We start from the raw sequence: 22,436 nt of genomic DNA on the forward strand, positions 1-22,436 counted from the left end.
TGATTATTGCCATGGCAGCAGCCGTCCTGGCGCCTGCCGCCATGGCCGCCGCACCCGCTGCCAAAGGCGGCGCCAACGGCGAAAAGGTCTACACCGCCAACTGCGCCTCCTGCCACGGCGCCGGCGTGCTGGGCGCGCCGAAGTTCGGCGACAAGGCCGCCTGGGCGCCGCGTGTCAAGCAAGGCAAGGAAGTGCTCTATACGCACGGCCTGAACGGCTTTAAGATGATGCCTCCAAAAGGCGGCAATCCAGGCCTGAAAGACGATGAGGTGAAAGCAGCCATCGACTACATGGCCAAGAGCTGATGATGCAGCGCCGACGGCTGTTGGCTTGCGCCGCGCTGTTGCCGCTGCTGGCGGCATGCGCGGGCAAGGACGAAGTACACCATGTGCAGGGCCATGTGTTCGGCACGCAGGTAGAGGTCAGCATCTACGGGCCTTCGGAGGCGGAGGCGCAGCAGCAGGGCGCCGCCGTGCTGCGCGAATTCGACCGCCTTCATCACAAGTATCACGCTTGGCAACCCAGCCAGCTGACGGCGCTCAACGACGCCATTGCGCGCGGCGAACCGTTCGAGGCGGATGAGGAGATGGTGGGGCTGCTGCGCTCCGCTGCCGAATTGTCCGCGCGCTCTGGAGACACCTTCAATCCTGCCATCGGGCGCCTGATCCGGCTGTGGGGCTTCCAGAAGAACGATATCGGCGCCGGTGGGCCTTCCGAAATGGAGATCGCTCGCCTGGTGAAAGCCAACCCGCGTATGGCGGACCTGCATTTCGATGGAACCCGCATCACCAGCACTAACCGCAGTGTCATGCTGGACCTGGGCGGCTATGCCAAGGGCTATGCGCTGGACCGCGCGGCACAGATCTTGCGCCGGGCGCAGGTCAAAGCGGCGCTGGTCAATGTGGGCGGCAATATGATCGCGCTCGGCCAGCCTGGCGCACGGCCATGGATGGTCGGCATCCGCGATCCCCGCGGGCCGCAAACGGTGGCGCGCGTGGCCCTGCATGACAACGAGGCGATTGGCACCAGCGGTGACTATGAGCGCTACTTCATGAAGGACGGGAAACGCCACGCTCACATTATCGACGCCCGCACAGGGCAAACGGTGGACTTGGTTGCGTCGGTGACCATCATCACTTCCGGCGGGTCCGATGCGGGCCTGCGCTCGGACGGCAATTCAAAGCCGCTGTTCGTGGTCGGCCCGCAGGGCTGGTGCGATATGGCGCAGCGCCTGGGACTGAACGAAGTCATGCTGATCGACGCTCAAGGACAGGTGTATGCTACGCCTGCCATGATGGCCCGCACCAACCAGGAAAAGAATAATGGGGAATCTGTACGAGGATGCACTGCCGCCCGCAACGGGTGAACGCTTCGACACGCTGCTGTCGCACCAGGGGCTGGTGATCGAACGCATCGTCAGCACATCGAAGATCGAATCGCAGGAGTATGTGCAGGAGCAGGACGAATGGGTCGTTCTCCTGACCGGCGAAGCATTGCTGGACGTGGCGGGACGCCAGATCCCGCTGCGGGCCGGCGACTACCTGTTCTTGCCGTCGCGCACACGACACACGGTGCTGAGGGTTTCCGACGGCGCCATGTGGCTGGCGGTGCACCTGCACGGCTCTGCCGGCAACCTCGAGCGCCCATGAAAAGCCTGATCGCCGCCGCAGCCAGCTTGCTGCTGTCCCATGCTGCATGCGCCGCCTCATGGGAGGTGGTGGCCGGCGCGCCTGTCGCCCTGCATCCCGGAAGGCTTGAGGCGCCACGCGGCATCGCCGTAGGGGCCGACGACACTATATATTTCACCGATGGCGCCAGCGTGCGCGCCCTGCGGACCGATGGCAAGCTGGTCGCATTGCCGGGCCGCTTTATTGCACCGGCAGGGCTGGCGGTTGACGCGGACGGCACGCTGTTTGTCGCCGATGCGGGCAACCACGTGGTCAAGGCGATCACGCCTGCGGGCGACGTGCGCACCGTCGCAGGCCAGGCCGGTACAGCGGGTCGTAACGATGGCAAAGGCATTGCGGCGCATTTCGACCAGCCGGCCGGGCTGGCGCTCGACGGTGCGGGCAGCCTGTTGGTGGCCGATACCGGCAACCGCGCGCTGCGCAAGATCATGACTAACGGCACTGTCATCACGCTGGCGCAGCACCTTCCGCTGCAGCCGCAGGGCGTGGTGCTCGATGCACGCGGCGGCGCGGTGGCGTACGACGCATCCGGCGCACTGCGTATCGGCGCGGACGGCAAGCCGCAGCCCAACGCTGCGAAGCCACCACCGCAGTCAACGCAGCTGGCAGGCGGCGCGTCGCGGCCGCAGTCGAAAGCATCAGCGCAGGAGCGAATCGCCAGCGCGATCGCTGCGGCTGAGGGGGAATGCCAGCGCGGCAAATGCCTGCGCCGTTTCCAGGCGCCGAGCATGCCTGTGGCGGAGAATGCGCAAGCCATGCCGCCCGGCCAGATGGCGGTCGATTCCCAAGGGCGTCTTTTGGTGACGGTGCCAGCCACCGGCACAATCTACCGCATTGAACGCAACGGCATGATTACGCCGCTGCTTGGCGCAGGCGACGTGACAGGCGAACTATCCGGCGCGGCGCGCGACCGCGAAGGCACGCTGTATCTGCTGCTGGCCGAGCGCCAGTCTGCCAGCAGATGGGACGCTGGCGGCAAACCGCAGCCCTTCGCCTTGCAGTACGCCGCTTCGCTCAACCGCGATGGCCCGGCCATGCAGGCGCGCTTCGGCGACATCACCCAGCTCGCGGTCGGCCGCGATGGCGGCCTGTACGTGCTCGATGGCGACCAGCTTCGCCGCATCGACAAGGAGGGCGTGGTGCGCACGCTGCAGGAGGAAGGCAGCTTCCGCAAGCTCCGCGAAGAGCACACCGCAGCCCAGGTCGACCTGCATGGCGCGATGGTGGCGCGCCCAAGTACCGGCGTATTCGTCACAGCTAACGGCGCGCTGGCGGGCGTCAGCGCGGAAGGCTTGATTTCACAAGTGAGCGGCCCGCCAGGCATGGCGCCTGAACAAACCGGCCTGGTGTCAGCGTTGCGCCGTATATGGGCCTACGCCAGCCAAGATGCCGAACCATTCATGCTGCCGGGCCTTGGCCAGCATCGCATCGCCGCCGACGGGACTGGCCAGGCTTGGTACTGCGCCGACAGCGTGTTGTGGCGCATACGCCCGCGCGGCGTGGCGCGCAAGACCACCTTGCAAGGCGACGCGGATGGCCTGGATGGTTGCGGTGACGTGGTGGTGACGCCCAGCGATGACGTCTTCATGCTGCACGAGCGCTACCTGACCCGTGTCGGAACAGATGGCTACCAGTCGGTGGTGGCCGGTAGCCGGGAACGGCAGGGCAGCGTCGACGGCGCGGGCCTGATGGCGCGCTTCCGGCGGATCACGCACGCGGCGCCCGACGTCGCGGACAATATCTACCTGCTCGATGATGGGGTGCTGCGCAAGCTTTCCGCACAGGGCGACGTGACGACGCTGGCGAAAGACTTGTTCAAGGAAGTCGGCAAGCTGCGCGCGCTGGCCATCGACAGGAAGGGCGTCATTTACGTTGCGACCCAGCACTCGATCCTGCGCCTGAAACCCTGATTAAGCTTTTTGCTGCAGGTGGCGGCCCAGGCGCTTGCCCAGCGCAAGCAGGGTGAGGGTCGGCGGTAAGCCCCAGGGTGCGGGCAGCACGGAGGCGTCGCAAACGTACAGGCCGGGAATCGTGCTTCGCAGCTCGCTGTCCACCGCAGCCGGACCGCCGCCGCCAACGGCCAGCGCCCCGCCGGGGTGCGCGGCGAAGTGCCAGCTCTGGAACACATGATGCGCCCCGGCCTGGGCCAGGATGCCCCGCGCCAGCGACGCACCGCGCTTAAAGCGCTCACGGTCCGCCGGCTGCAGCGACTTGTCCACCCAGCGCGGACCGATGCCCCCGCCGGCCATGTCGCGAATCTTGACCATGATGCTGAGGGTGCGGCGATGCGCGAACAGGCGGTCGATGCGCCCCACCTGCAATGCAAAGGCTTGGTACATGGCGCCGGGCAGCGTGAGGTCGGAGAAGGACAGGCCATCTTCAGGCAGCGCCATGCCGGCTGCCATTGGCACCTCGGCGCCGCCATCGATGTCGTCCACCGCGCCCATCACTGCTAGCACCGGATCGCTGAAGAAAGGCAGGCTGCGCGGCGCCAGGCCGGAAGCGTACAGCAGGCGCGGGCTGCCGATGCCCCCGCCCGCCAGCACCACAACGTTCGCGCGCGCAGTTTGCGCAATGCCATCGCGCACATATTCGACGCCGCTCGCGCGTCCTTGTTCGACCAGCACGCGCGAAACTTCGGCGCGGTCCAGGATATGGGCGCCGCGAAGGCGCGCTTCGTCCAGCAAATCGCGCGCACTCCATTTGGCGCCGTAGGGGCAGCCGTAGACGCAACGCCAGCAGCCGGTACGGCAGATGGCGGGGCGGATCATCTTGTCGAGTTTTTGCCAGGGCAGGCCCTCGGCCAGTGCCGCTTGCATGATGCGCTGGGCCATGGGGCCTATCAACTGGTCAGGCAAAGGCCCGATCGGCAACTCGGCGCGGCACGATGCCAGTGCAGGCGCCAGGTCGATGCCCAGCGCGGCGAAACGTTCCAGAGGGGGAGGTGAAGCGGTGGCGAAATTCAGGGCCGAGCTGCCGCCGGCCGTGATTCCGCGAACCAGCAGGGAAGCATCGCGGTGGAAGAAGGCGCCCTTGCCGGGGATGGCGCCGATACCGGCCATTTGCGCCAGCGTGTCGCGCAAGGGAGAGGCGCTGCCCTGCTCGAGTACCAGCACGCGCTGTCCGTGCCGCGCCAGCGTATGCGCAACGCTTGCGCCACCGGGGCCGCTGCCGACCACGATGGCGTCATAGCGCGAAAGCGTTGGAAGATCAGCGGGTCTGCTTGTCATGCTTCTGGTGGTGGATCGCCGCGCTGTCGCGGTCCGCTTCGCGCTGCAGCTTGCGGCGCTCTTTGCGGGTCACCTTGCCGTCGGCCTTGGCGGCTGCTTCATCGCTGGCCAGCTTGGCTTCGCGCGCCTCCAGGTGCTGTGTTTCTTTCGCGGTCAACTGGCCGGATTGGACGCCTTGTGCGATGCGCTGCTGCTGGCGCTCCTCACGCTTGTCCAGGTTCGGGGTCGATTGTGCGAAGGCAGGCAAGACAAAGGCCGATACCAGCAGGGCGGCGAGCAGCTTAGTGGTTTTCATGGCGTTCCCTTTCGTTTGTTGGTTTGCGCGAGGTGCGTGGACGCAGTATATGGCAGGCCAATCATGGGAAAAACGTCATGCAGTGTAATCGATGTAAGCAATTGAAACCATTTTGTTAATGAACCTCGGCACGTAATTGCCGCACCAGGCCTTGCAAGGCGCCGGGAGGAAGGCCATCGAACTGCGGCGAGCGGCGGTCGATTTCATTGGCCAGGTCGGCCAGCAGCCAGTCCATCTCGTCGAGCATGGCGCGCAGCTCGGCCAGCAGGACTGCGTCGCCCTGCACCATGGCCAGCATGCTGCCCATATTGTCCGGATTGAAGCCCGCCTGCAACACCAGCGAGCGCACCGACGCCATGCGGTCGAACAGGAAGGCCAGCGGCGAACCCGGTGCATCGGCGTCCGGGCGCTCTTCCAGCATGTCCTTGAGCTCGAACCAGGCTTGCAACAGGCTTGATAAGTGGTCCAGGCGAGCGGTGGGATCATCGGCGCTGCCGCTGTCGCCAGGAGTCAGCGACTGCAGCTGCAGCAGGTCGCGCAGGATGGCCATTACGTCGGCGTCGAAACGGCCCTTGTTGATCCGGAACAGCATTTCCAGGCGTTGCATGTCGAGCCGGCGCAGCACGGTTTCCGTCACATCAGCCGCCGCCACGATGCGCGCCATTTGTTCGATCTGCTTGCCGCGCAGGGCATGCGGATAGCCGCTGCCGTCGAGGCGTTCATGGTGCTGCAGTATGGCTTTGCTGGCGGTGGCGGGAAAGCCCGCCAGGTCTTTCAGCAACACATAGCCCGTGACAGGATGAACGTGCACGAAGCGGCGTTCTTCCGCGGTAACCTGGTGCGACTGCGCCAAGATGCTCGGGTCGGTATGCATTTCGCCGAAGTCGTGGCACAGGGCGGCCAGCAGAACGGCGGGCAGTTCGGTCGGCGCAACGCCATGGCGTTGCGCGCAAGCGAAAGCAATGATGGCGGTGCGCAGGGTGTGAGCGAACATTTCAGGGTGCTTGTCCGCCATCACGGTGAGGCGCAATTCGATGGTGGAATGCAGGCGCAGGTTGGCGGTGCAATGTTTCAGCTGGCGGGGATCGCCGGCGCGCGCGAGCAGCTGACGGTACAGCGCATCGCGCTCCAGGATGCGGTCGAATTCAATCGCCAGCGCAGCGGCATCGACAGCCTTGTCGGAAGCGAGAACCTGGTCAAGCGGCGCAGAGAGCTTGTAGCGCGTGAGCTTCTCAAACTGTTTGCTGTCGATGCGCGCGCCCTTGGCCAGCAGCTTGGTGCCGTTGCTGGCATAGATATCTTCCCTGGCGATGACATCGCGCGTATCGCCCATCTCCGTCACCGAGCGCACGAAGTGCGGGCTCTCGCCCGGCACTTCGGTCAATTGCGTATCGTTAGCCAAAATGTCCACCCTGGGGTCAGGAACGAATGTGGACAATTTTACTGAAAAACCGGAGCTGCCTCAGACTTTTAATTCGCTAGTTTTATGCGGACTGGGTTGGCGGCGCGGGCGGCGGCGTTGGCGACGTATTGCTGCCATTGCTCGCGGCTGGTGATTTCACCGGCGCGGCTCCAGGCGCCGCCGGCGTAGTAGCGCAGGGGCTTGCCGGAAGTTGCGGGGGCGAGCACCAGTTCATTCAGCGCGTCTTCGGCGAAGCCTTGCGCGCTTGGGATGATGACGGCGGTGCCGAAGTCGCCGTTGCTGGCTTGTTCCACCCATTGCAGCAGGACTTTGCCTTCGCGGTGGGTGGCGATCTGCGGCGCCTGGCCTTTGTCCGCGGGCGTTTTGTTGAGGCCCACTGCGATCGTCAGCGCTTTGTCGCCCGCAAAGGTGAAGGTGGATTCGATCATGTCCAGCTGTTGGCCGGCGTCGACGGTGAAGCGCTTGGTTTCGGTAACCGGCAGGCCTGCAGCGTCCCAGGCGGAATAGCTCAATTCGAAAACGGAGCGCACCGGCCCGTTGGCCAGCACCTTCCAACTGGCGTAGTTGGTGGACACATACAGCTTGCCCCCTTCCCACACGCCTGTACCGCCGGCGCCGCGCGAGCGGCCGACGTTGTACATGTCCATGCCTTCGCCTTCGTCATGGTGGTAGTGGTCGTGGCCTTTGTTGTACCAGCGGTCGACGATGGGGTAGGGCACGCGCTTGAACCACAGGTCCAGGCCGGAGGTGACCAGCACTTCCTTGCCGGTGCCTGGTGCGGCGGGGGCGGCAAGTGCGGGGCCGTAAGTGCGGTGGCCGATCTTGTCGTTTTCCCAGCCGAAATCGTCCAGGCGCTCTGGCACGTAGCGGGCAAAGGTCTGGGCGGCAAAGACCGGCGCGACGCCATCGATTTTTTCTACAGTGTAGGTGGCGCTCTTTTCGCCGGCCTTGAAGCTGTGCTGGAAAATCAGCTCGCCGTAGGCGATGCCGATGTTTTGCGGGTCCTTCGCTTGCGGCGCAACGTTGGTGACCTGGTAGGGGACCAAGCGGCCGGCGGCGTCGCGCACGGCGATCTTCTGTACCAGGGCGTGCGGCAAGGCCTTGTTCACTTCCGTCCAGGGGATCGTCAACGTCTCGGAGGGGCGCGCTATATCGAGGTCGTGCTGCAGCGTAATGGTCAAGCGTTCAGCGGCGGATGCCGCGAGCATTGGCAGGGCGGCGACCAGTGCGGCCAGGATGCGTGATGTTTTCATAGCCTCTCCTCAGTGGTGTTCGCGGTAGTCGGTGGCACCGCCTTTGGGCAGGTAGTGGTAGGTGCGCACGCGGTACTGGATGTCCAGCTTGGGATTGGTGACCAGCTTGATCATCTCGGCGCCGGCCAGCAGCACCGGGCCATAGCCGTGCAGTGCATCCTTGCTGGTAGGGCGGTTGTAGTAGTACACCATATCGCCGGCCAGCGTGGTGCCGACGCAGGTGCCATCCACTTCGCCCTTGGCGGTAATGCGGGTTTGCAGGCCCGCCCATCCGGCTTGCGCGATGGAGCCGTATGGCGCTGGCGAGAGCCAACCCTGGTTGACGGCGTGCGCGATCACGTAAGTGAAGATGGCGGAGGCCGAGGTCTCGAGGTAGGAGTCGTTGCGATCGATCATCTGGTGCCACAGGCCTGTGCCGGACTGGCGTTCGGCGATGCCTTGCAGCGCGACGCGCAGTTGCGCCAGCACTTTCGGATAGCCGGGGTGGTCTTTGGGCAGCACGTCAAGCAGGTCGGACATGGCCAGCACCGCCCAGCCGTTGGCGCGCGACCAGTAGAAGTTCGGCGCGTCCGGCATGCCGGCGTGCCAGCCGTGGGTGTACAACTTTGTCTGCGGGTTGAACAAATAGCCCGCCATGTTCAGCACATTTTTCACGGCGTCGTCGTAGTAGGCGCGCTGGCCGGTCATGCGGCCCATTTCGGCCAGCGCCGGAATGCCCATGTACATATCGTCGCCCCACAGCGATTCGGCCTGTGGGCGTTTGCGCGCCAGCGTGCCGTCCTTCAGGCGGAACTGCTTGTTGGCGACCCAGTCGCTGCAGGTGGCGATCATGTCCGCCAGGTCCGGGCCGACCCTCGCGGCGCGGGCGCGCATCAGGGCGGCGCACATTGAGCCCGAGTCGTCGAGCGAGCGCGGATCGAGGAAGCGCGAGAAGCTGTTATTGCGTTCGAGCCTGTACAGCCTTTCCTGCGCGACGAAGTAAGGCTTGCTCTGCTTGAAGAAGTTGAAGTGGCGCTCGGTCATGGCGACGAAGCTGCGGTCGCCCGTCGCTTCCGCAGCGCGCAGCAGGCCCGCATGCACCACGCCCATTTCATAGACCTGGATGCCGAAGTCGCCCTGGCTTGGCTCGAAGATGGCGTCGGGCACCGGGTTTTGCATATCGGTGATGGGGGCGCCGGTTTTTTTATTGATGATGCGCGTCGGGGTCACGCTGTCCATATAGCCGCGCACTTTCTGCAGCGTGCCGGTGATGCTGGCTACGGTCGGCAGCTGGTAAGGCACCGGATATGTGCCTTCGCCCGCATCGTTCGGGTTCTTGTTGTCGGCATTGCGATAGGGACCTTCCGCCTGGGCCGGGCTTAGGGCAAACAGGCAGGCCAGGGCGGCTGCCAGCAGGGACGATGTCGGTTTCATGGGTCTCCGGTGTGGTGAAAGTGCGTCATCTGGTCAGGCCATTCTAATTTGGTCAGGCCAAAACTGCAAGGTGGACTAGCCAATCGTGTTTTTTGTGTGGCATACTAAAAATGAGGGTTAGGCACATCACAAGGACTTTTATGGAAATTGCACGCTACATCAAGATGCACGAGGCAGACAACGTTGCCATCGTGGTCAATGACGGCGGCTTGCCGGCCGGCGCGGTATTCGCGGACGGCCTGACGCTGGTCGAAGGCGTGCCGCAGGGGCATAAGGTGGCTCTGGCCGACCTGGCCGAAGGCGATCCGGTCACGCGCTACAACGTCACTATCGGCTTCGCCGCCAAGGCGATTCCACGCGGCGCCTGGGTTTCGGAGCAGGTGTTGCGCATGCCGGGAGCGCTGGCGCTGGAAGGGCTGCCGATCGGCACCCGCACGCCGGCCCCGCTGCCGCCGCTGGAGGGCTACACCTTCCAGGGCTACCGCAATGCCGACGGCTCGGTGGGCACGCGCAATATCCTGGCTGTGACGACCACGGTGCAGTGCGTGTCGGGCGTGGTGGAGCATGCGGTCAAACGCATCAAGGAAGAACTGCTGCCGCGCTATCCGAATGTGGACGACGTGGTGGCGCTGGAACATATCTACGGCTGCGGCGTGGCTATCGAGGCGCCCGGCGCCGATGTACCGATCCGCACGCTGCGCAATATCAGCAAGAACCCGAATTTCGGCAACCAGGTCATGGTGGTCAGCCTTGGCTGCGAAAAGCTGCCGCCAACGCGCCTGTTCCCTGCGGGGAGTATCCCTATTGCGTCGTCCAACCTGAACGCGGCGGCCGGCGAGCCGGATGTCGTCTGCCTGCAGGATGGGGCACACGTTGGCTTCAATTCCATGATCGATTCGATCATGAACACGGCGGAGCATCATTTGAAAGCGCTCGACGCGCGCAGGCGCGAAACCGTGCCGGCCTCCGAGCTGGTGGTGGGCGTGCAGTGCGGCGGCAGCGATGCCTTCTCGGGTGTGACGGCCAATCCTGCGGTGGGCTTTGCCACGGATTTGCTGGTGCGCGCCGGCGCCGCGGTCATGTTCTCCGAAGTGACCGAGGTTCGCGACGGCATCGACCAACTGACTTCCCGCGCCGAGACGCCGGAAGTGGCAGCGGCCATGATCCGCGAAATGCAATGGTACGACGATTACCTCAAGCGCGGCGGCGTTGACCGCAGCGCCAACACGACGCCGGGCAACAAGAAGGGCGGCTTGTCGAACATCGTGGAAAAGGCCATGGGCTCGATCGTGAAGTCCGGCTCCGGCGCGATCAACGGCGTGTTGTCGCCGGGCGAAAAGCTTACGCGCAAAGGCCTGATCTACGCCGCCACGCCGGCCAGCGATTTCATTTGCGGTACGCTGCAGATGGCGGCGGGCATGAATATCCATGTGTTCACCACGGGACGCGGCACGCCTTACGGCCTGGCAGCGGTCCCTGTGATCAAAGTCGCTACCCGCAATGACCTGGCGCGGCGCTGGCACGACCTGATGGACGTGAACGCGGGCCGCATTGCCAGCGGCGAAGCCTCGATAGAGGATATCGGCTGGGAGCTGTTCCGCCTGATGCTCGACGTGGCAAGCGGCAAGCAGACCTGGGCCGAACACTGGAAGATCCATAATTCACTGGCGCTGTTCAATCCAGCGCCGGTCACCTGATGACGGAGCAAACAACATGACTCAAACTGGAAAACCATTCAAGCGCATCCTGCTGACTGGCGCGGCGGGCGGCCTTGGCAAGATTCTGCGCGAGCGCATCAAGCCTTGGGCGGAGGTGGTGCGCCTGAGCGATATTGCCGACATGGGCGAGGCGCTGCCGGGCGAAGAGCTGGTGCAGTGCAACCTGTCCGACAAGGCAGCGGTGCTGGCGCTGATGGAGGGTGTGGATGCTGTGCTGCACTTTGGCGGCATTTCGACCGAGGCGCCGTTCGAGGCGATCATGCAGGCCAACATCCTGGGTGTGGCGAACCTGTACGAAGCGGCTCACAAGCATGGCGTGAAGCGCCTGGTCTTCGCCAGCTCGAACCATGCGATCGGCTACTACCGCACCACGGATATGCTGGATGCAAACATGCCGACGCGGCCTGACAGCATGTATGGCGTGTCGAAAGTGTTCGGCGAGCAGATGTCGCGCTATTACTACGACCGCTTCGGCCTGGAGACGGTGTGCATCCGTATCGGTTCCAGCTTCCCGCAGCCGGCCAACAAGCGCATGATGTCGACCTATTTGTCTTATGACGATTTGACGGAGTTGCTGCGCTGCTCGCTGTTCGCACCGCGTGTGGGGCATACCATCGTGTTCGGTATGTCGGACAATGATTCGGTGTGGTGGGATAACCGCTATGCCGCCCACCTGGGTTATCGCCCGAAAGACTCGTCCTCGAAGTTCGCGCATCTGTTCCCGGATACTGCCGAATTCCCGGAGAAGGATGACATCACCACGATCTTCCAGGGCGGTAAATTCCTGCTCGACGGCCCGATGTTCAAATGATCGAGCTGCGTAGCGGCGGCTTGCGGGCGGTCGTGCTGCCCGCTGCCGGCGGCGGCCTGGCGCGGTTTGACTGGCGCGGCACCCCAGTGCTGCGTCCTGCACCCGACGCCGTCGCACATCCGCTGCCTGGCCAGTTGGCCTGCTTTCCCCTCGTTCCCTGGTCCAACCGCATCGCCCCCGACGGCTTCGAATTCGAAGGTCGCCGCATCACGCCTGCGCCCACGCGCGAGGGCGAGCCATGTCCGATTCATGGCGACGGTTGGCGCTTGCCGTGGCATGTTGATTCGCAGGACGGGCATAGCGCCGTGCTGTCGCTGGACCGCAGCGATGGCTCGCCCTTTGCGTTCACCGCCTGCATGGCGTACGAGCTGTCGGGCAGCGCGCTGCGCATATCACTGTCGGTGACCAATCAGGGCAAGCACGCCTTGCCGTTTGGTCTCGGCCTGCATCCCTGGCTACCGCATCCTGAAGACGCAAGGCTGCGCGCTGCGGCCAACGGTGTCTGGCTGTCCGGCGCCGATAAGCTGCCCGCCGAGCGGGGCGTGCTGCCGCCGGCCTGGAACTTCAGCGGCGACGCACCGCAAGCGCTGCCGCGCGAAGGCGTTGACAACGCCTTCACGGGGTGGGATGGGCTGGCGCAGATCGACTGGCCGTCCCGCAAGCTGCGGCTGCGGATTGAAGCCGGCATGGCGTATTTCATCCTCTACGTCCCGCCGGGAAAAGATTTCTTCTGCTTCGAACCTGTGGACCATCCAATCAACGCGCACAACTTGCCAGGCGGCTTCCAGGCCAATGGCTTGACGGTGCTGGCGCCCGGTCAGGAATTGACGCGCAGCGTGACTTTTGCTGTGGATGAGAGTGCCTGAAGATCCGCGCGGCGGTAGCCATGCGCACACCTGTCGCTATCCACTACTGAAAACTACTGAAAAAACTACTGAAAACTACTGAAATTAGGGACTATTGGGCCTGATAGCGCTAAAACGTGAAAAATTTCAGTAGTTTTCAGTAGCAGTCACCGAGTGAGCTGGGATGAGGCGCCGGCTTGCGTATTCAGCGGGCCGAGGGCCGGGAACAGGCGCAGCAGTTCACTCGCGGCCATATCGCCGAAGAAGCTGCCTCCTTTCGGGCCCAGGTGGGTGTAGTCAAAGCCCGCGCCTTTAGGCTGCGCCAGCGTATCCGCTTCTTCTGGACCCATCTTCTGCACCGCGGCCAGCGACAGCGCGTTCAAGTCCAGCAAAGCCGCGCCTTCGCGCCGCGCCACATCGCGCGCCGCTGAAGCCCACGGCGCCAAATCATTCCACACATAGCCATTGCGGAAGCTGCGGCGCGTGAGGGACGTCACCAGCACCGGCACGCCGCCGCCAGTTTTCACATCGGCCACGTAGCGCGCCAGGTTGGCGGGATATTCATTCACGAGGTCAGTCGAGCGCCCCGGCTTGCCCGGCTGGTCGTTGTGGCCGAACTGCACCAGTACATACGTTTTGCGGAAGGCCGCGCCATCGCGCAGCAACGCCTGCACTTCATCCCAGCGCCCCTCCGCTCGGAATGACTTGGAACTGCGGCCATTCATGGCGAGATTGATGCACGTGGTGTCGGGACGCTGGCGGCGGCACAGGTAGTCGCCGTAACCGCCGCCGCTGGCGACGGTTGAATCGCCGACCAGGATGATGCGGTCAGCCGCGGAGGACGTGGTGGCCGCGAAGGCCAGGGACAGCGAAAGGATATGACGCAGCATGAGACTCCCCTGAAGTTTGTCTCATTTTATTTTGGCCTGACCGCACAATCAAGTGGTCAGGCCAAATAAAGTTCAGCCGCGCGAGAAGGTCTTGGTCACCCGTTCCAGGTGGGCGCGCATGGCTTGGCGAGCGCCGGCCGCATCGTGCGCCGCAATGGCGGCCACGATATTGCGATGGTCGTTCAACGTATTCTGGCGCAGGTCTTCCGTCTGGAAGTGCTCTTTCAGCTTATGCCACATGGAGCCGCGCTGGTTCCACAGCGTCTCCACCACGCCGACCAGCGCGGTATTGCCGGTGGCGCGTGCGATCGCCAGGTGGAAGTTGCGGTCGGCCGCTTCATTGCTGGCGCGGTCGGCATGGTGTTGTTCCATCTCCGCCGCAGCGCGCAGGATCGCATCGATCGCCGAATCGGTCGCCATCTTGGCCGCGATGGCCGCCACTTCGGACTCGATCAGGCGGCGCGCCGCAAGCACTTCGAACGGACCCGGGCCGCCCTCGGTCACGTCGGAAGGGGCGGTAGCCTGCTCGCTGACATACACGCCGGAACCGCCACGCACCTCGACGATGCCGGACAGCTCCAGCGCAATCAGCGCCTCGCGCAGCGAAGCGCGGCTGACATTGAGTTTGGCGGACAGCTCGCGTTCGGCCGGCAAGCGGGTGCCGGGCTTGATGCTCTCTTCGCGGATCAGGTCCTGGATCTTGGCGGCGACAACACGGTACAGCCGCTGTTCGGCTGCGGGATGGGGCTCCGCTACGGCAGTTTTCTTGATCATGCGGCGACGGCCTTCAGAATTGGATTGGTCGCCCGATTTTAATTTGGTCTGGCCAATTTCGCAAGAAAACAACAATGAAGATGTATCTGATAAGATGTCTGACATCTTATTCGTGTGTATAATGCCAGCATGACTATCCTCCCACGCAAGCGACACACCCTGGCCCAGGGCGTGGTCGAACAAATCAGTGCCAGCATCAATAACGCGGTGCTGAAGCCTGGCGACAAGCTGCCGACCGAATCGGCCATCATGGAGCAGCATGGCGTCAGCCGCACCGTGGTGCGCGAAGCGATCTCGCACCTGCAGGCGGCCGGCCTGGTGCAGACGCGCCACGGCATCGGCACCTTCGTGCTGGAGAAGCCGCGCGGTAACGGCGGCCTTGGCATCGACGCCGAAAGTATCGTCACCGTGCGCGACGTGCTGGCCATCCTCGAGCTGCGCATCAGCATGGAAACCGAGACCGCCGGCCTGGCCGCCACGCGCCGCAACGACCAGCAAGTGGCTGAACTGGCGCAGGCGCTTGACGATATGCGGCAAGCGATGGAGCAGGGCCGCGCCTCGGTGGAGGCCGACCGCCGCTTTCACCTGGTGATCGCCAAAGCCACTGGCAACCGCTACTTCGTCGACATCCTGGGCCAGCTGGGGCAAGCCATCATCCCGCGTGCCCGCGTCAACACTGCAGGCCTGGCACAAGACCGCCCAGCCGACTACCTGGAGCGCGTGCACCGCGAGCACGAAGACATCTTCCGCGCCATCCAGCGCCAGGACCCCGAAGCCGCGCGTGCCGCCATGCGCACCCACCTTTCCAATTCGCGCGAACGCCTCTTGCAAGCCCAGCAACGTTTCGAGCACGCCGCCTGAAATTCCACACGCAAGCAAATTTCCGCTTGCGTTCGTCTAAACTAGGTTGTACGATGACTTACAACTGAAGTTCATCCAAACAACCACACTTAGGAGTCCACCATGTCGATGTCCCCGCAAGAACTCAAGAAAGTCATGTCGTCCGGCCTGCTGTCGTTCCCAATCACCGACTTTGACGCTGATGGCAACTTCAACGCCAAGACCTATGCCGAACGCCTTGAATGGCTGGCCCCATACGGCGCGAGCGCACTGTTCGCCGCCGGCGGTACCGGTGAGTTCTTCTCGCTGACTGGTAAAGAGTATTCCGATGTGATCAAGGTCGCCGTGGAATCCTGCCGTGGCAAGGTGCCTCTGCTGGCTGGTACCGGCGGTCCGACCCGCCAGGCTATCGCCTACGCACAGGAAGCCGAGCGCCTGGGCGCCGACGGCCTGCTGCTGCTGCCTCACTACCTGACCGAAGCAAGCCAGGACGGCCTGGTCGAACACGTGGCCCAGGTTTGCGAATCCGTGAAGATCGGCGTGATCGTGTACAACCGCGCCAACTGCCGCCTGACCGCCAATTCCCTGGCCAAGCTGGCTGCACGCTGCCCTAACCTGATCGGCTTCAAGGACGGCGTGGGCGACATCGAACTGATGGTGCAGATTTACCGCAAACTGGGCGACCGCTTCTCCTACCTGGGCGGCCTGCCAACCGCGGAAGTCTACGCCGGCGCCTACAAAGCCCTGGGCACCCCGGTCTACTCCTCCGCCGTGTTCAACTTCGTGCCGCAGCTGGCAATGGACTTTTACCACGCGACCGCCGCCGGCAATACCGCCGAAACCGACCGCATGCTGGACGAATTCTTCCTGCCATACCTGGAAATCCGCAACCGTAAGGCCGGCTACGCCGTCTCGATCGTCAAGGCCGGCGCCCGCCTGGTCGGCCACTCCGGCGGCCCGGTTCGCGCTCCGCTGACCGACCTGACCGCGGAAGAAGACCAGATGCTGCTGGAACTGATCAAGAAGTCGGGTGCCCAATAATGCAGATCACCGGTGACATGATCATCGGCCAGCAGCTGGTGCGCGGCGCAGCCGGCACCCAGCTGGCCTTCAACCCCGCCACCCGTGCAAACCTGCAGCCGGAATTCGGCCAGGCCGAACCGGCGGACGTGGAGCGCGCCTGTGCGCTGGCCGAGCAGGCCTTCGACGCCTACCGCGCCACCACGCCAGCTGTGCGCGCCAATTTCCTGGAAGCGGTTGCCAACAACATCGACGCGCTGGGCGCTACCCTGACCGAGCGCGCGATGGCTGAAACCGGCTTGCCGCAAGCCCGTCTGGAAGGCGAGCGTGGCCGCACCGTCAACCAATTGCGCCTGTTCGCCAAAGTAGTACGCGACGGCCATTGGCAGGGCGCTACGCTGGATTCGGCGCTGCCGCAACGCACCCCGCCGCGCCCGGACCTGCGCCTGCGCAAGATCCCGGTCGGTCCGGTCGCCGTGTTCGGCGCCTCCAACTTCCCGCTGGCCTTCTCGGTAGCGGGCGGCGACACCGCGTCCGCGCTGGCCGCGGGTTGCCCAGTGGTGGTGAAGGCGCATGCCGCCCACCCAGGCACTTCGGAGCTGGTGGCGCGCGCCGTGCAGAAAGCGGTCGCTGATAGCGGCATGCCGGAAGGCGTTTTCTCCATGATCCACGGTAATGGCCGCGTGATCGGCCAGGCGCTGGTAGCCAATCCATCGATCAAGGCTGTTGGCTTCACCGGTTCGCGCCAGGGCGGCACTGCACTGATGCGCACCGCCGCTGAACGCCGCGAACCGATTCCGGTGTACGCAGAGATGAGTTCCATCAACCCGGTGTTCATGCTGCCTGCTACCTTGGCCGCCAATGCCGAGTCCTTGGGCGCTGCCTTCGTTGAATCGCTGACCATGGGCGTGGGCCAGTTCTGCACCAACCCTGGCCTGGTGATCGGCGTTGCCGGTCCTGAGTTTGACCGCTTCGCTGCCGCTGCTGCCGCTGCGCTGCAAGCGAAAGGCGCAGGCACCATGCTGACCGCCGGCATCCACGATGCTTACGAATCGGGTATCGGACGCCTTTCCGGCGCCGCTGGCGTGCAAGTGCTGGCGAAAGGCCTGCCGGAAGGCGCAGGCTGCGCGGCGCAGGCCGCACTGTTCCGCGTCGATGCTGAAACCTTCGCTGCCAGCCACGCGCTGCAGGAAGAAGTGTTCGGCCCGGCCTCGGTGCTGATCGCCTGCCGCGATGAAGCCGAAATGCTGCGTCTCACCGCCGGCCTGGAAGGCCAGCTGACCGCCACCGTGCACTGCACGGCTGACGATCATCCGCTGGCTGGCAAGCTGCTGCCGATCCTGGAGCGCAAGGCGGGCCGCGTGCTGTTCAACGGCTTCCCGACCGGCGTCGAAGTGTGCCACGCCATGGTGCACGGCGGCCCGTTCCCGGCTACCTCGGACAATCGCACCACGTCCGTTGGCGCGCTGGCGATCGAGCGCTTCCTGCGTCCGGTAAGCTACCAGAACGTGCCGGCGGGCTTGCTGCCGGCGGCACTGCAGGACGATAATCCATTGGGCCTTGCGCGCCTGGTGGATGGAGAGCTGCGTACGGCAGTTTGATAAAGTAGTACGGCCGGGGGAGACACCGGCCGCTTTTGCTTCCATAAGAAACTATGAATCAGCCCAATCCGCAAGCCGCCGGCGTTGCAGCCGAACCGGCAGCCGCCATCGGCAAATACCGCTGGACTATCTGTGGCCTGCTGTTCTTCGCCACCACCATCAACTATCTCGACCGCCAGGTGCTGTCGCTGCTGGCGCCTTCGCTGTCGAAGGAATTCGGCTGGTCCAATACCGACTACGCCAATATCGCCGCCGTATTCCAGTTCGTGTACGCGATCTCGATGCTGTTCGCCGGCCGCGTGATCGACAAGATGGGCACCCGCCGCGCTTTCGTGCTGGCGATTGTGGTGTGGTCGCTGGGCGCTGTGCTGCATGCCTACTCGGTATCGGTCGGCACCACGGTTTCCAATATTCTCGCTGCCGTCGGCATCGCCGCCGTGCCGGTCACGGTGGCCGGCTTCATGGTCGGCCGCGCTGTGCTGGCGCTGGGCGAGGCGGGCAACTTCCCGGCCGCCATCAAGGCCACCGCGGAATACTTCCCGAAGAAGGAGCGCTCCTTCGCCACCGGCATCTTCAACTCTGGCGCCAATATCGGCGCGATCCTGGCCCCGATCACGGTGCCGGTCATCGCAGAAGTTTGGGGCTGGCAGTCGGCCTTCATCATCATCGGCGCCATAGGCTTTATCTGGATGGGCTTCTGGCTCGTGTTCTACGAGACGCCAGCCAAGCAGAAACGCCTGTCGCATGCCGAACTCGCCTACATCAACAGCGACGTCGTTGATGCCCCGGCCGCAGCTGCCGCCGCCGATGCGCCACGCAAGGCATCCTGGTTCAAGCTGCTGTCCTACCGCCAGACCTGGGCCTTCACCATTGGCAAATTCATGACCGACGGCGTGTGGTGGTTCTTCCTTTTCTGGCTGCCGAAATTCATGTCGGCGCAATACGGCGTATCGGGTACCGAAATGGTGGTGCCGCTCGCGGTGCTCTACTCGATGACCATGTTCGGTTCGATTGGCGGCGGCTGGTTCCCGACATTCTTCATCAATCGAGGCGCCAGCGTCTATCACGGCCGCATGCGCGCCATGCTCACCATCGCTGTCTTCCCGCTGGTGGTGCTGCTGGCGCAGCCGCTTGGCTACCTGGGCATCTGGGTGCCGGTGATCCTGATCGGCATTGGCGCTTCTGCGCACCAGGCATGGTCGGCCAACCTGTTCACCACCGTGTCCGACATGTTCCCGAAACATAGCGTCGGTTCGGTGGTCGGCATCGGCGGCATGGCCGGCGGCCTGGGTGGTGTGCTGATCACCAAGGTAGCCGGCAAGCTGTTCGACTACTACGGCGCGCTGGGCCAGATCTCGACCGGCTACATGATCATGTTCACCTTCTGCGCACTGGCCTACCTGATCGCGTGGTGCATCATGAAGGCCCTGGTCCCGGCCCACAAGGAAATCACCGACCTGTGATGGAAAAAGTCAGCGGAGTTCACTGCAAGACAGGCGAGAGCCCGACCTGGCATGCCGGGGAGGGCGCCTGGTACTGGGTCGATATCCCGGCGCGCCGTATCTGGCGCCTCGATTACGCCAGCGGCATGGCGCGCTTTTGGGAAGCGCCGGAGATGGCGGCTTGCGTGTCGCCCGCTGCGCGCGGTGGCCTGATTGCCGGCATGGAGAGCGGCATCTTTCACCTCGCGCTGCATGACGACGGCAGCGTGTCGGCCGAAAAGCTGGCCGCTCCCCCTTCGTCCGAACTGGGCGAGGGCATGCGCTTTAACGACGGCCGCTGCGACCGGCAAGGGCGCTTCTGGGCCGGCACCATGTTCATGGACATGTCGGCGGAACGTGCGGTCGGCAACTTGTACCGCTTCACTGCTGATGATGGCCTGTCCCAGCCCTTCGTGAGCGGCATGCTGACGCAAAACGGCACTGCCTTCTCGCCGCGCGGCGACGTGATGTACTTGTCCGACTCGCACCCGCAGCGTCGCATGGTTTGGGCTTTCGATTACGACATCGCCAGCGGCACGCCGCATAACAAACGCATCTTCCTCGACCTCGGCGCGCAGAAGGGCCGTCCCGATGGCGCTGCTATTGACGCAGACGGCTGCTACTGGACTTGCGCCAACGACGGCGGCCTGCTGCAGCGCTATACCCCGTCCGGTACTCTGGACCGCGAAATCGCGCTGCCGTTTGCCAAGCCCTCCATGTGCAGCTTCGGCGGCCCCGATTTATCGACCCTGCTGGTCACCTCCATCGACCCCGGCAACGCCGCGGACGACTGGCCCGGCTCCGTCCTCCAGCTGCGCCTCGGCGTCCAGGGCCTTCCCGAAGTCCCCTTCGCTGGCTGAGCGCCTTCGTTTAGGTTTTGGGTAGCGCGCGGATCTCCACCGTTCCGCCGGCTTCGTAATTGGGATTTCCGGCCAGGAAGCGCTTGGCCGCTTCCAGGTTTTCGGCGCGTACGCGCAGGTAACCGTTGACGGCGGCGGCGGCGGGCTTGTCGGAGCTGCCTTTGCTGGCAACGATGCCTGCGCCGATTGCGCTGCCGCCGTCGAACTGTCCCGAGGCGCGCAGGGTGGAAAGATATTGCTCCCAGCGCGCGCCATCGTCGGCAATGGCGCGATCAACCGCGTCGTCGTGCATGAAGAAGATGTATTCGTTCATCGCGTACTTTCAAGTGAGCGGCAAAACGCCGCGCTGGCTTCGTCGGATGGAAAGCAAGATTCGATGTGCAGTTCTTCCAGCGTTACGTCGCGCGGGGTGCCGAAGGTGGTGATGGTGGAGAAGAAGGCTACCCGCTGGCCGTCTCGCTCGAACACAGTTTCCATCAGCGGCGCAGGCACTGCGCGCAAGTCGCGCTGGCGCCAGCGTTCCGGCACGCCGGGATAGGCAAGCACTTCATCGAGCAGTGCGCGCGCCTTGCTGTCATTGGGCGCGGTGGCGACCAGCTTGTGCAGGTGGGCCAGCAAGTGGCCTGCGATTTCCTCCCAGTTTACTAGCACGCCGCGCAGGTCCTGCGGGTCGAAGGCGTGGTGCAGCATATTGCGATGCGGGCTTTCACGGCCATTCAGCAGCCAGCGGTTCATGCGCAGGGCGGCGTCGTTGGCCATCACAATGTCCCAGTGGCGGTTCAGCAGGAAGGCGGGGTAGGGCTCCTGTTGCTTCAGCATGGCCTCGATGGCGCGCTTGATCGGCGCCAGCTCGGGATTGGCCAGCGCCGATTCCGTGTAGCGCGGTGCGTAGCCCGCCGCCACCAGCAGCGCATTGCGGTCGCGCAGCGTCATCTCCAGCGTGTCGGCGATGCGCGCCAGGATGTCGCGGCTGGGCTGGGCCTTGCCGGTTTCGATGCAGCTCAAATGGCGCGTGGACAGGCCGGCGTCCAGCGCCAGGTCCATCTGGCTCAGGCGGCGGGCGGAGCGCCACTCGCGCAGCAGGGCGCCGACGTGGGCAATGGGGGCGAGTTTATCGTTCATGTGGCGATATTAGCAAGGTTTTGCGATGCGGTTCCATGACCTCTGAGGTCATTGATTCCAGGCCGCTGCGCACCGATCATGCAATCCATCGAAAACCTGTCATCAAGGAGATGCACATGAATCGCCGAGACTTATTGAAATTGGGTTTTGCCACCGTAGCCGTCGCTGCCGGCGCCAGCCTGACGCGTGTCGCCGGTGCAGCGCGCGCCGCAGCCAATGCCGGGCCGAGCGCCGTCCTGACGCCGCAGGATGCTGCACTGCGGGCCGAAGCAGCGCGCGATGCGCGAACCTGGCGCGCAGCCCGCCGCTTCGTGTCGACCAGCATGGGGCGCGTAGCGGTCGTACAACGCGGAGCCGGTCCGAAAGCAGCACTCTTCCTGCACGGGCTTCCGCTGAACAGCTTCCAGTGGCGCGGAGCCGTAGCGCGCCTGGCCCCGCACCGGCGTTGCATTGCCCCCGACTTCCTTGGCCTGGGCCACAGCGAGCCGGCGCCGGGCGCCAGCCTTGATCCGGAAGGGCAGGTAGCTATGCTGTCCGAACTGCTCGACAAACTGGGTGTGGACAAGGTCGACGTGATCGCCAGCGACAGCGGCGGCGCCGTCGCGCAGCTGCTGCTGGTGCTGCATCCGGAGCGGGTGCGCAGCCTGCTGCTCACCAACTGCGACACGGAAGTCGACAGCCCGCCGCCCGCTATGCTGCCGGTGATTGAACTGGCCAAGCAAGGCAAGTTCGCGCAGGAGTGGCTGGAGCCTTGGCTGGCCGATAAGAACAAGGCCCGTTTACCCGACGCTCTGGGCGGCGCCTGCTACGCCCGTCCTGCCGCACTGGCGGACGAGGTGTTCGAAACCTATCTGCGTCCACTGGTCGACAATCCGCAGCGCCTGCACGGCTACATCACTGCGCTGGAGCGCAACGCCCTGCACGGCATCAAGCCGGCGCTGCAAGCCAGCAAGGCGCCGGTGCGCGTGCTGTGGGGCATGGCCGATGCGATTTTCCTGCCGCGGGGCGCTGACTACCTGGAGCAAGCCTTCGGCAACAGCAAAGGCGTGCGCCGAATCGAGGGCAGCAAGTTGTTCTGGCCGGAGGAGCGCCCGGACCTGGTGGCGCAGGAAGCGCTGGCGCTTTGGCGCACTGCGTAGCAGGCTGACATTGTTGAGAAATGCACAAGTGCC

At 64.4% G+C, this 22,436-nt stretch carries 21 protein-coding genes and 1 pseudogene; 13 read left to right on the forward strand and 9 right to left on the reverse strand.

Features of this window, described 5'->3' with window-relative positions; translation table 11 throughout:
- Positions 1-8: 8 nt before the first annotated feature.
- The 4 genes and pseudogenes from AC1RTP_RS11735 to AC1RTP_RS11750 form a co-directional block, all read left to right on the forward strand.
- Positions 9-305 (forward strand): annotated as a pseudogene (locus AC1RTP_RS11735) (c-type cytochrome); the annotation flags it as partial.
- Complete coding sequence (locus AC1RTP_RS11740) at positions 305-1,366, forward strand: FAD:protein FMN transferase (protein WP_498607678.1); 1,062 nt, start codon at positions 305-307, stop codon at positions 1,364-1,366. The pseudogene AC1RTP_RS11735 and the gene AC1RTP_RS11740, both read left to right, overlap by 1 nt.
- Complete coding sequence (locus AC1RTP_RS11745; RefSeq protein ID WP_498607680.1) at positions 1,323-1,649, forward strand: cupin domain-containing protein; 327 nt, start codon at positions 1,323-1,325, stop codon at positions 1,647-1,649. The genes AC1RTP_RS11740 and AC1RTP_RS11745 overlap by 44 nt, the downstream gene beginning before the upstream one ends.
- Entirely contained in the window at positions 1,646-3,598 is a 1,953-nt protein-coding gene (locus tag AC1RTP_RS11750) for an NHL repeat-containing protein (protein ID WP_498607682.1), read from the forward strand. Before AC1RTP_RS11745 ends, AC1RTP_RS11750 begins: the two co-directional genes overlap by 4 nt.
- On the opposite strand, the gene AC1RTP_RS11755 is transcribed toward AC1RTP_RS11750, so the two are convergent.
- The 5 genes from AC1RTP_RS11755 to AC1RTP_RS11775 all read right to left on the reverse strand — a co-directional run bounded on the left by AC1RTP_RS11755 (position 3,599) and on the right by AC1RTP_RS11775 (position 9,302).
- Positions 3,599-4,918, reverse strand: a complete 1,320-nt coding sequence (locus tag AC1RTP_RS11755) for a GMC family oxidoreductase N-terminal domain-containing protein (protein ID WP_498607684.1) — start codon at positions 4,916-4,918, stop codon at positions 3,599-3,601.
- Positions 4,899-5,213: a hypothetical protein gene (locus tag AC1RTP_RS11760; RefSeq protein ID WP_498607686.1), complete on the reverse strand. Its 315-nt coding sequence runs from the start codon at positions 5,211-5,213 to the stop codon at positions 4,899-4,901. Before AC1RTP_RS11760 ends, AC1RTP_RS11755 begins: the two co-directional genes overlap by 20 nt.
- 115 nt (positions 5,214-5,328) lie before the next feature.
- A complete protein-coding gene (locus AC1RTP_RS11765; RefSeq protein WP_498607687.1) occupies positions 5,329-6,615 on the reverse strand; it encodes an HD-GYP domain-containing protein in 1,287 nt (428 codons plus the stop codon).
- 68 nt (positions 6,616-6,683) lie between these two features.
- Positions 6,684-7,889: a BT3233 family polysaccharide utilization protein gene (locus tag AC1RTP_RS11770; RefSeq protein WP_498607689.1), complete on the reverse strand. Its 1,206-nt coding sequence runs from the start codon at positions 7,887-7,889 to the stop codon at positions 6,684-6,686.
- 9 nt (positions 7,890-7,898) lie between these two features.
- Positions 7,899-9,302 (reverse strand): glycoside hydrolase family 88/105 protein, encoded by a 1,404-nt coding sequence (locus tag AC1RTP_RS11775; RefSeq protein WP_498607690.1) that lies wholly within the window; start codon positions 9,300-9,302, stop codon positions 7,899-7,901.
- Positions 9,303-9,442: 140 nt separating this feature from the next.
- Here AC1RTP_RS11775 and garD point away from each other — a divergent pair, with 140 nt between their 5' ends.
- From garD to AC1RTP_RS11790, 3 genes are read left to right on the forward strand one after another with little or no spacing between them, the layout of a single operon-like run.
- Positions 9,443-10,999 (forward strand): galactarate dehydratase, encoded by a 1,557-nt coding sequence (gene garD, locus AC1RTP_RS11780; RefSeq protein ID WP_498607692.1) that lies wholly within the window; start codon positions 9,443-9,445, stop codon positions 10,997-10,999.
- A 16-nt stretch (positions 11,000-11,015) separates the two neighbouring features.
- Positions 11,016-11,831, forward strand: a complete 816-nt coding sequence (locus AC1RTP_RS11785) for an NAD-dependent epimerase/dehydratase family protein (protein ID WP_498607694.1) — start codon at positions 11,016-11,018, stop codon at positions 11,829-11,831.
- Positions 11,828-12,697, forward strand: coding sequence for an aldose 1-epimerase (locus AC1RTP_RS11790; RefSeq protein WP_498607696.1), 870 nt, complete (start codon positions 11,828-11,830; stop codon positions 12,695-12,697). The genes AC1RTP_RS11785 and AC1RTP_RS11790 overlap by 4 nt, the downstream gene beginning before the upstream one ends.
- Before the next feature lie 146 nt (positions 12,698-12,843).
- On the opposite strand, the gene AC1RTP_RS11795 is transcribed toward AC1RTP_RS11790, so the two are convergent.
- Both AC1RTP_RS11795 and AC1RTP_RS11800 read right to left on the reverse strand, forming a co-directional pair.
- Positions 12,844-13,566: a rhamnogalacturonan acetylesterase gene (locus AC1RTP_RS11795; RefSeq protein ID WP_498607697.1), complete on the reverse strand. Its 723-nt coding sequence runs from the start codon at positions 13,564-13,566 to the stop codon at positions 12,844-12,846.
- Positions 13,567-13,638: 72 nt separating this feature from the next.
- Positions 13,639-14,340 (reverse strand): FadR/GntR family transcriptional regulator, encoded by a 702-nt coding sequence (locus tag AC1RTP_RS11800; protein ID WP_498607699.1) that lies wholly within the window; start codon positions 14,338-14,340, stop codon positions 13,639-13,641.
- A 129-nt stretch (positions 14,341-14,469) separates the two neighbouring features.
- On the opposite strand from AC1RTP_RS11800, the gene AC1RTP_RS11805 reads away from it, so the two are divergent.
- From AC1RTP_RS11805 to AC1RTP_RS11825, 5 genes are all read left to right on the forward strand, one after another.
- Positions 14,470-15,201 (forward strand): FadR/GntR family transcriptional regulator, encoded by a 732-nt coding sequence (locus AC1RTP_RS11805; protein ID WP_498607701.1) that lies wholly within the window; start codon positions 14,470-14,472, stop codon positions 15,199-15,201.
- Positions 15,202-15,309: 108 nt separating this feature from the next.
- Entirely contained in the window at positions 15,310-16,221 is a 912-nt protein-coding gene (kdgD, locus tag AC1RTP_RS11810) for a 5-dehydro-4-deoxyglucarate dehydratase (RefSeq protein ID WP_498608053.1), read from the forward strand.
- A complete protein-coding gene (locus AC1RTP_RS11815) occupies positions 16,221-17,801 on the forward strand; it encodes an aldehyde dehydrogenase (NADP(+)) (protein ID WP_498607702.1) in 1,581 nt (526 codons plus the stop codon). The genes kdgD and AC1RTP_RS11815 overlap by 1 nt, the downstream gene beginning before the upstream one ends.
- Positions 17,802-17,854: 53 nt before the next feature.
- A complete protein-coding gene (locus tag AC1RTP_RS11820; protein ID WP_498607704.1) occupies positions 17,855-19,264 on the forward strand; it encodes an MFS transporter in 1,410 nt (469 codons plus the stop codon).
- A complete protein-coding gene (locus AC1RTP_RS11825) occupies positions 19,264-20,142 on the forward strand; it encodes an SMP-30/gluconolactonase/LRE family protein (protein WP_498607706.1) in 879 nt (292 codons plus the stop codon). The genes AC1RTP_RS11820 and AC1RTP_RS11825 overlap by 1 nt, the downstream gene beginning before the upstream one ends.
- Before the next feature lie 10 nt (positions 20,143-20,152).
- Here AC1RTP_RS11825 and AC1RTP_RS11830 read toward each other — a convergent pair whose 3' ends face one another.
- Positions 20,153-20,455: a YciI family protein gene (locus AC1RTP_RS11830; protein WP_498607708.1), complete on the reverse strand. Its 303-nt coding sequence runs from the start codon at positions 20,453-20,455 to the stop codon at positions 20,153-20,155.
- Positions 20,452-21,264 carry a helix-turn-helix domain-containing protein gene (locus AC1RTP_RS11835; protein ID WP_498607709.1) on the reverse strand — a complete coding sequence of 271 codons (813 nt, stop codon included), beginning with the start codon at positions 21,262-21,264 and terminating at the stop codon, positions 20,452-20,454. The genes AC1RTP_RS11830 and AC1RTP_RS11835 overlap by 4 nt, the downstream gene beginning before the upstream one ends.
- A 116-nt stretch (positions 21,265-21,380) precedes the next feature.
- On the opposite strand from AC1RTP_RS11835, the gene AC1RTP_RS11840 reads away from it, so the two are divergent.
- The gene (locus tag AC1RTP_RS11840; protein ID WP_498607711.1) at positions 21,381-22,403 is read left to right on the forward strand and encodes an alpha/beta fold hydrolase; all 1,023 of its coding nucleotides are present in this window, start codon (positions 21,381-21,383) and stop codon (positions 22,401-22,403) included.
- Positions 22,404-22,436: the final 33 nt, after the last annotated feature.

The sequence above is a fragment of the Pseudoduganella sp. GW821-FHT11H04 genome (genome assembly GCF_058807935.1).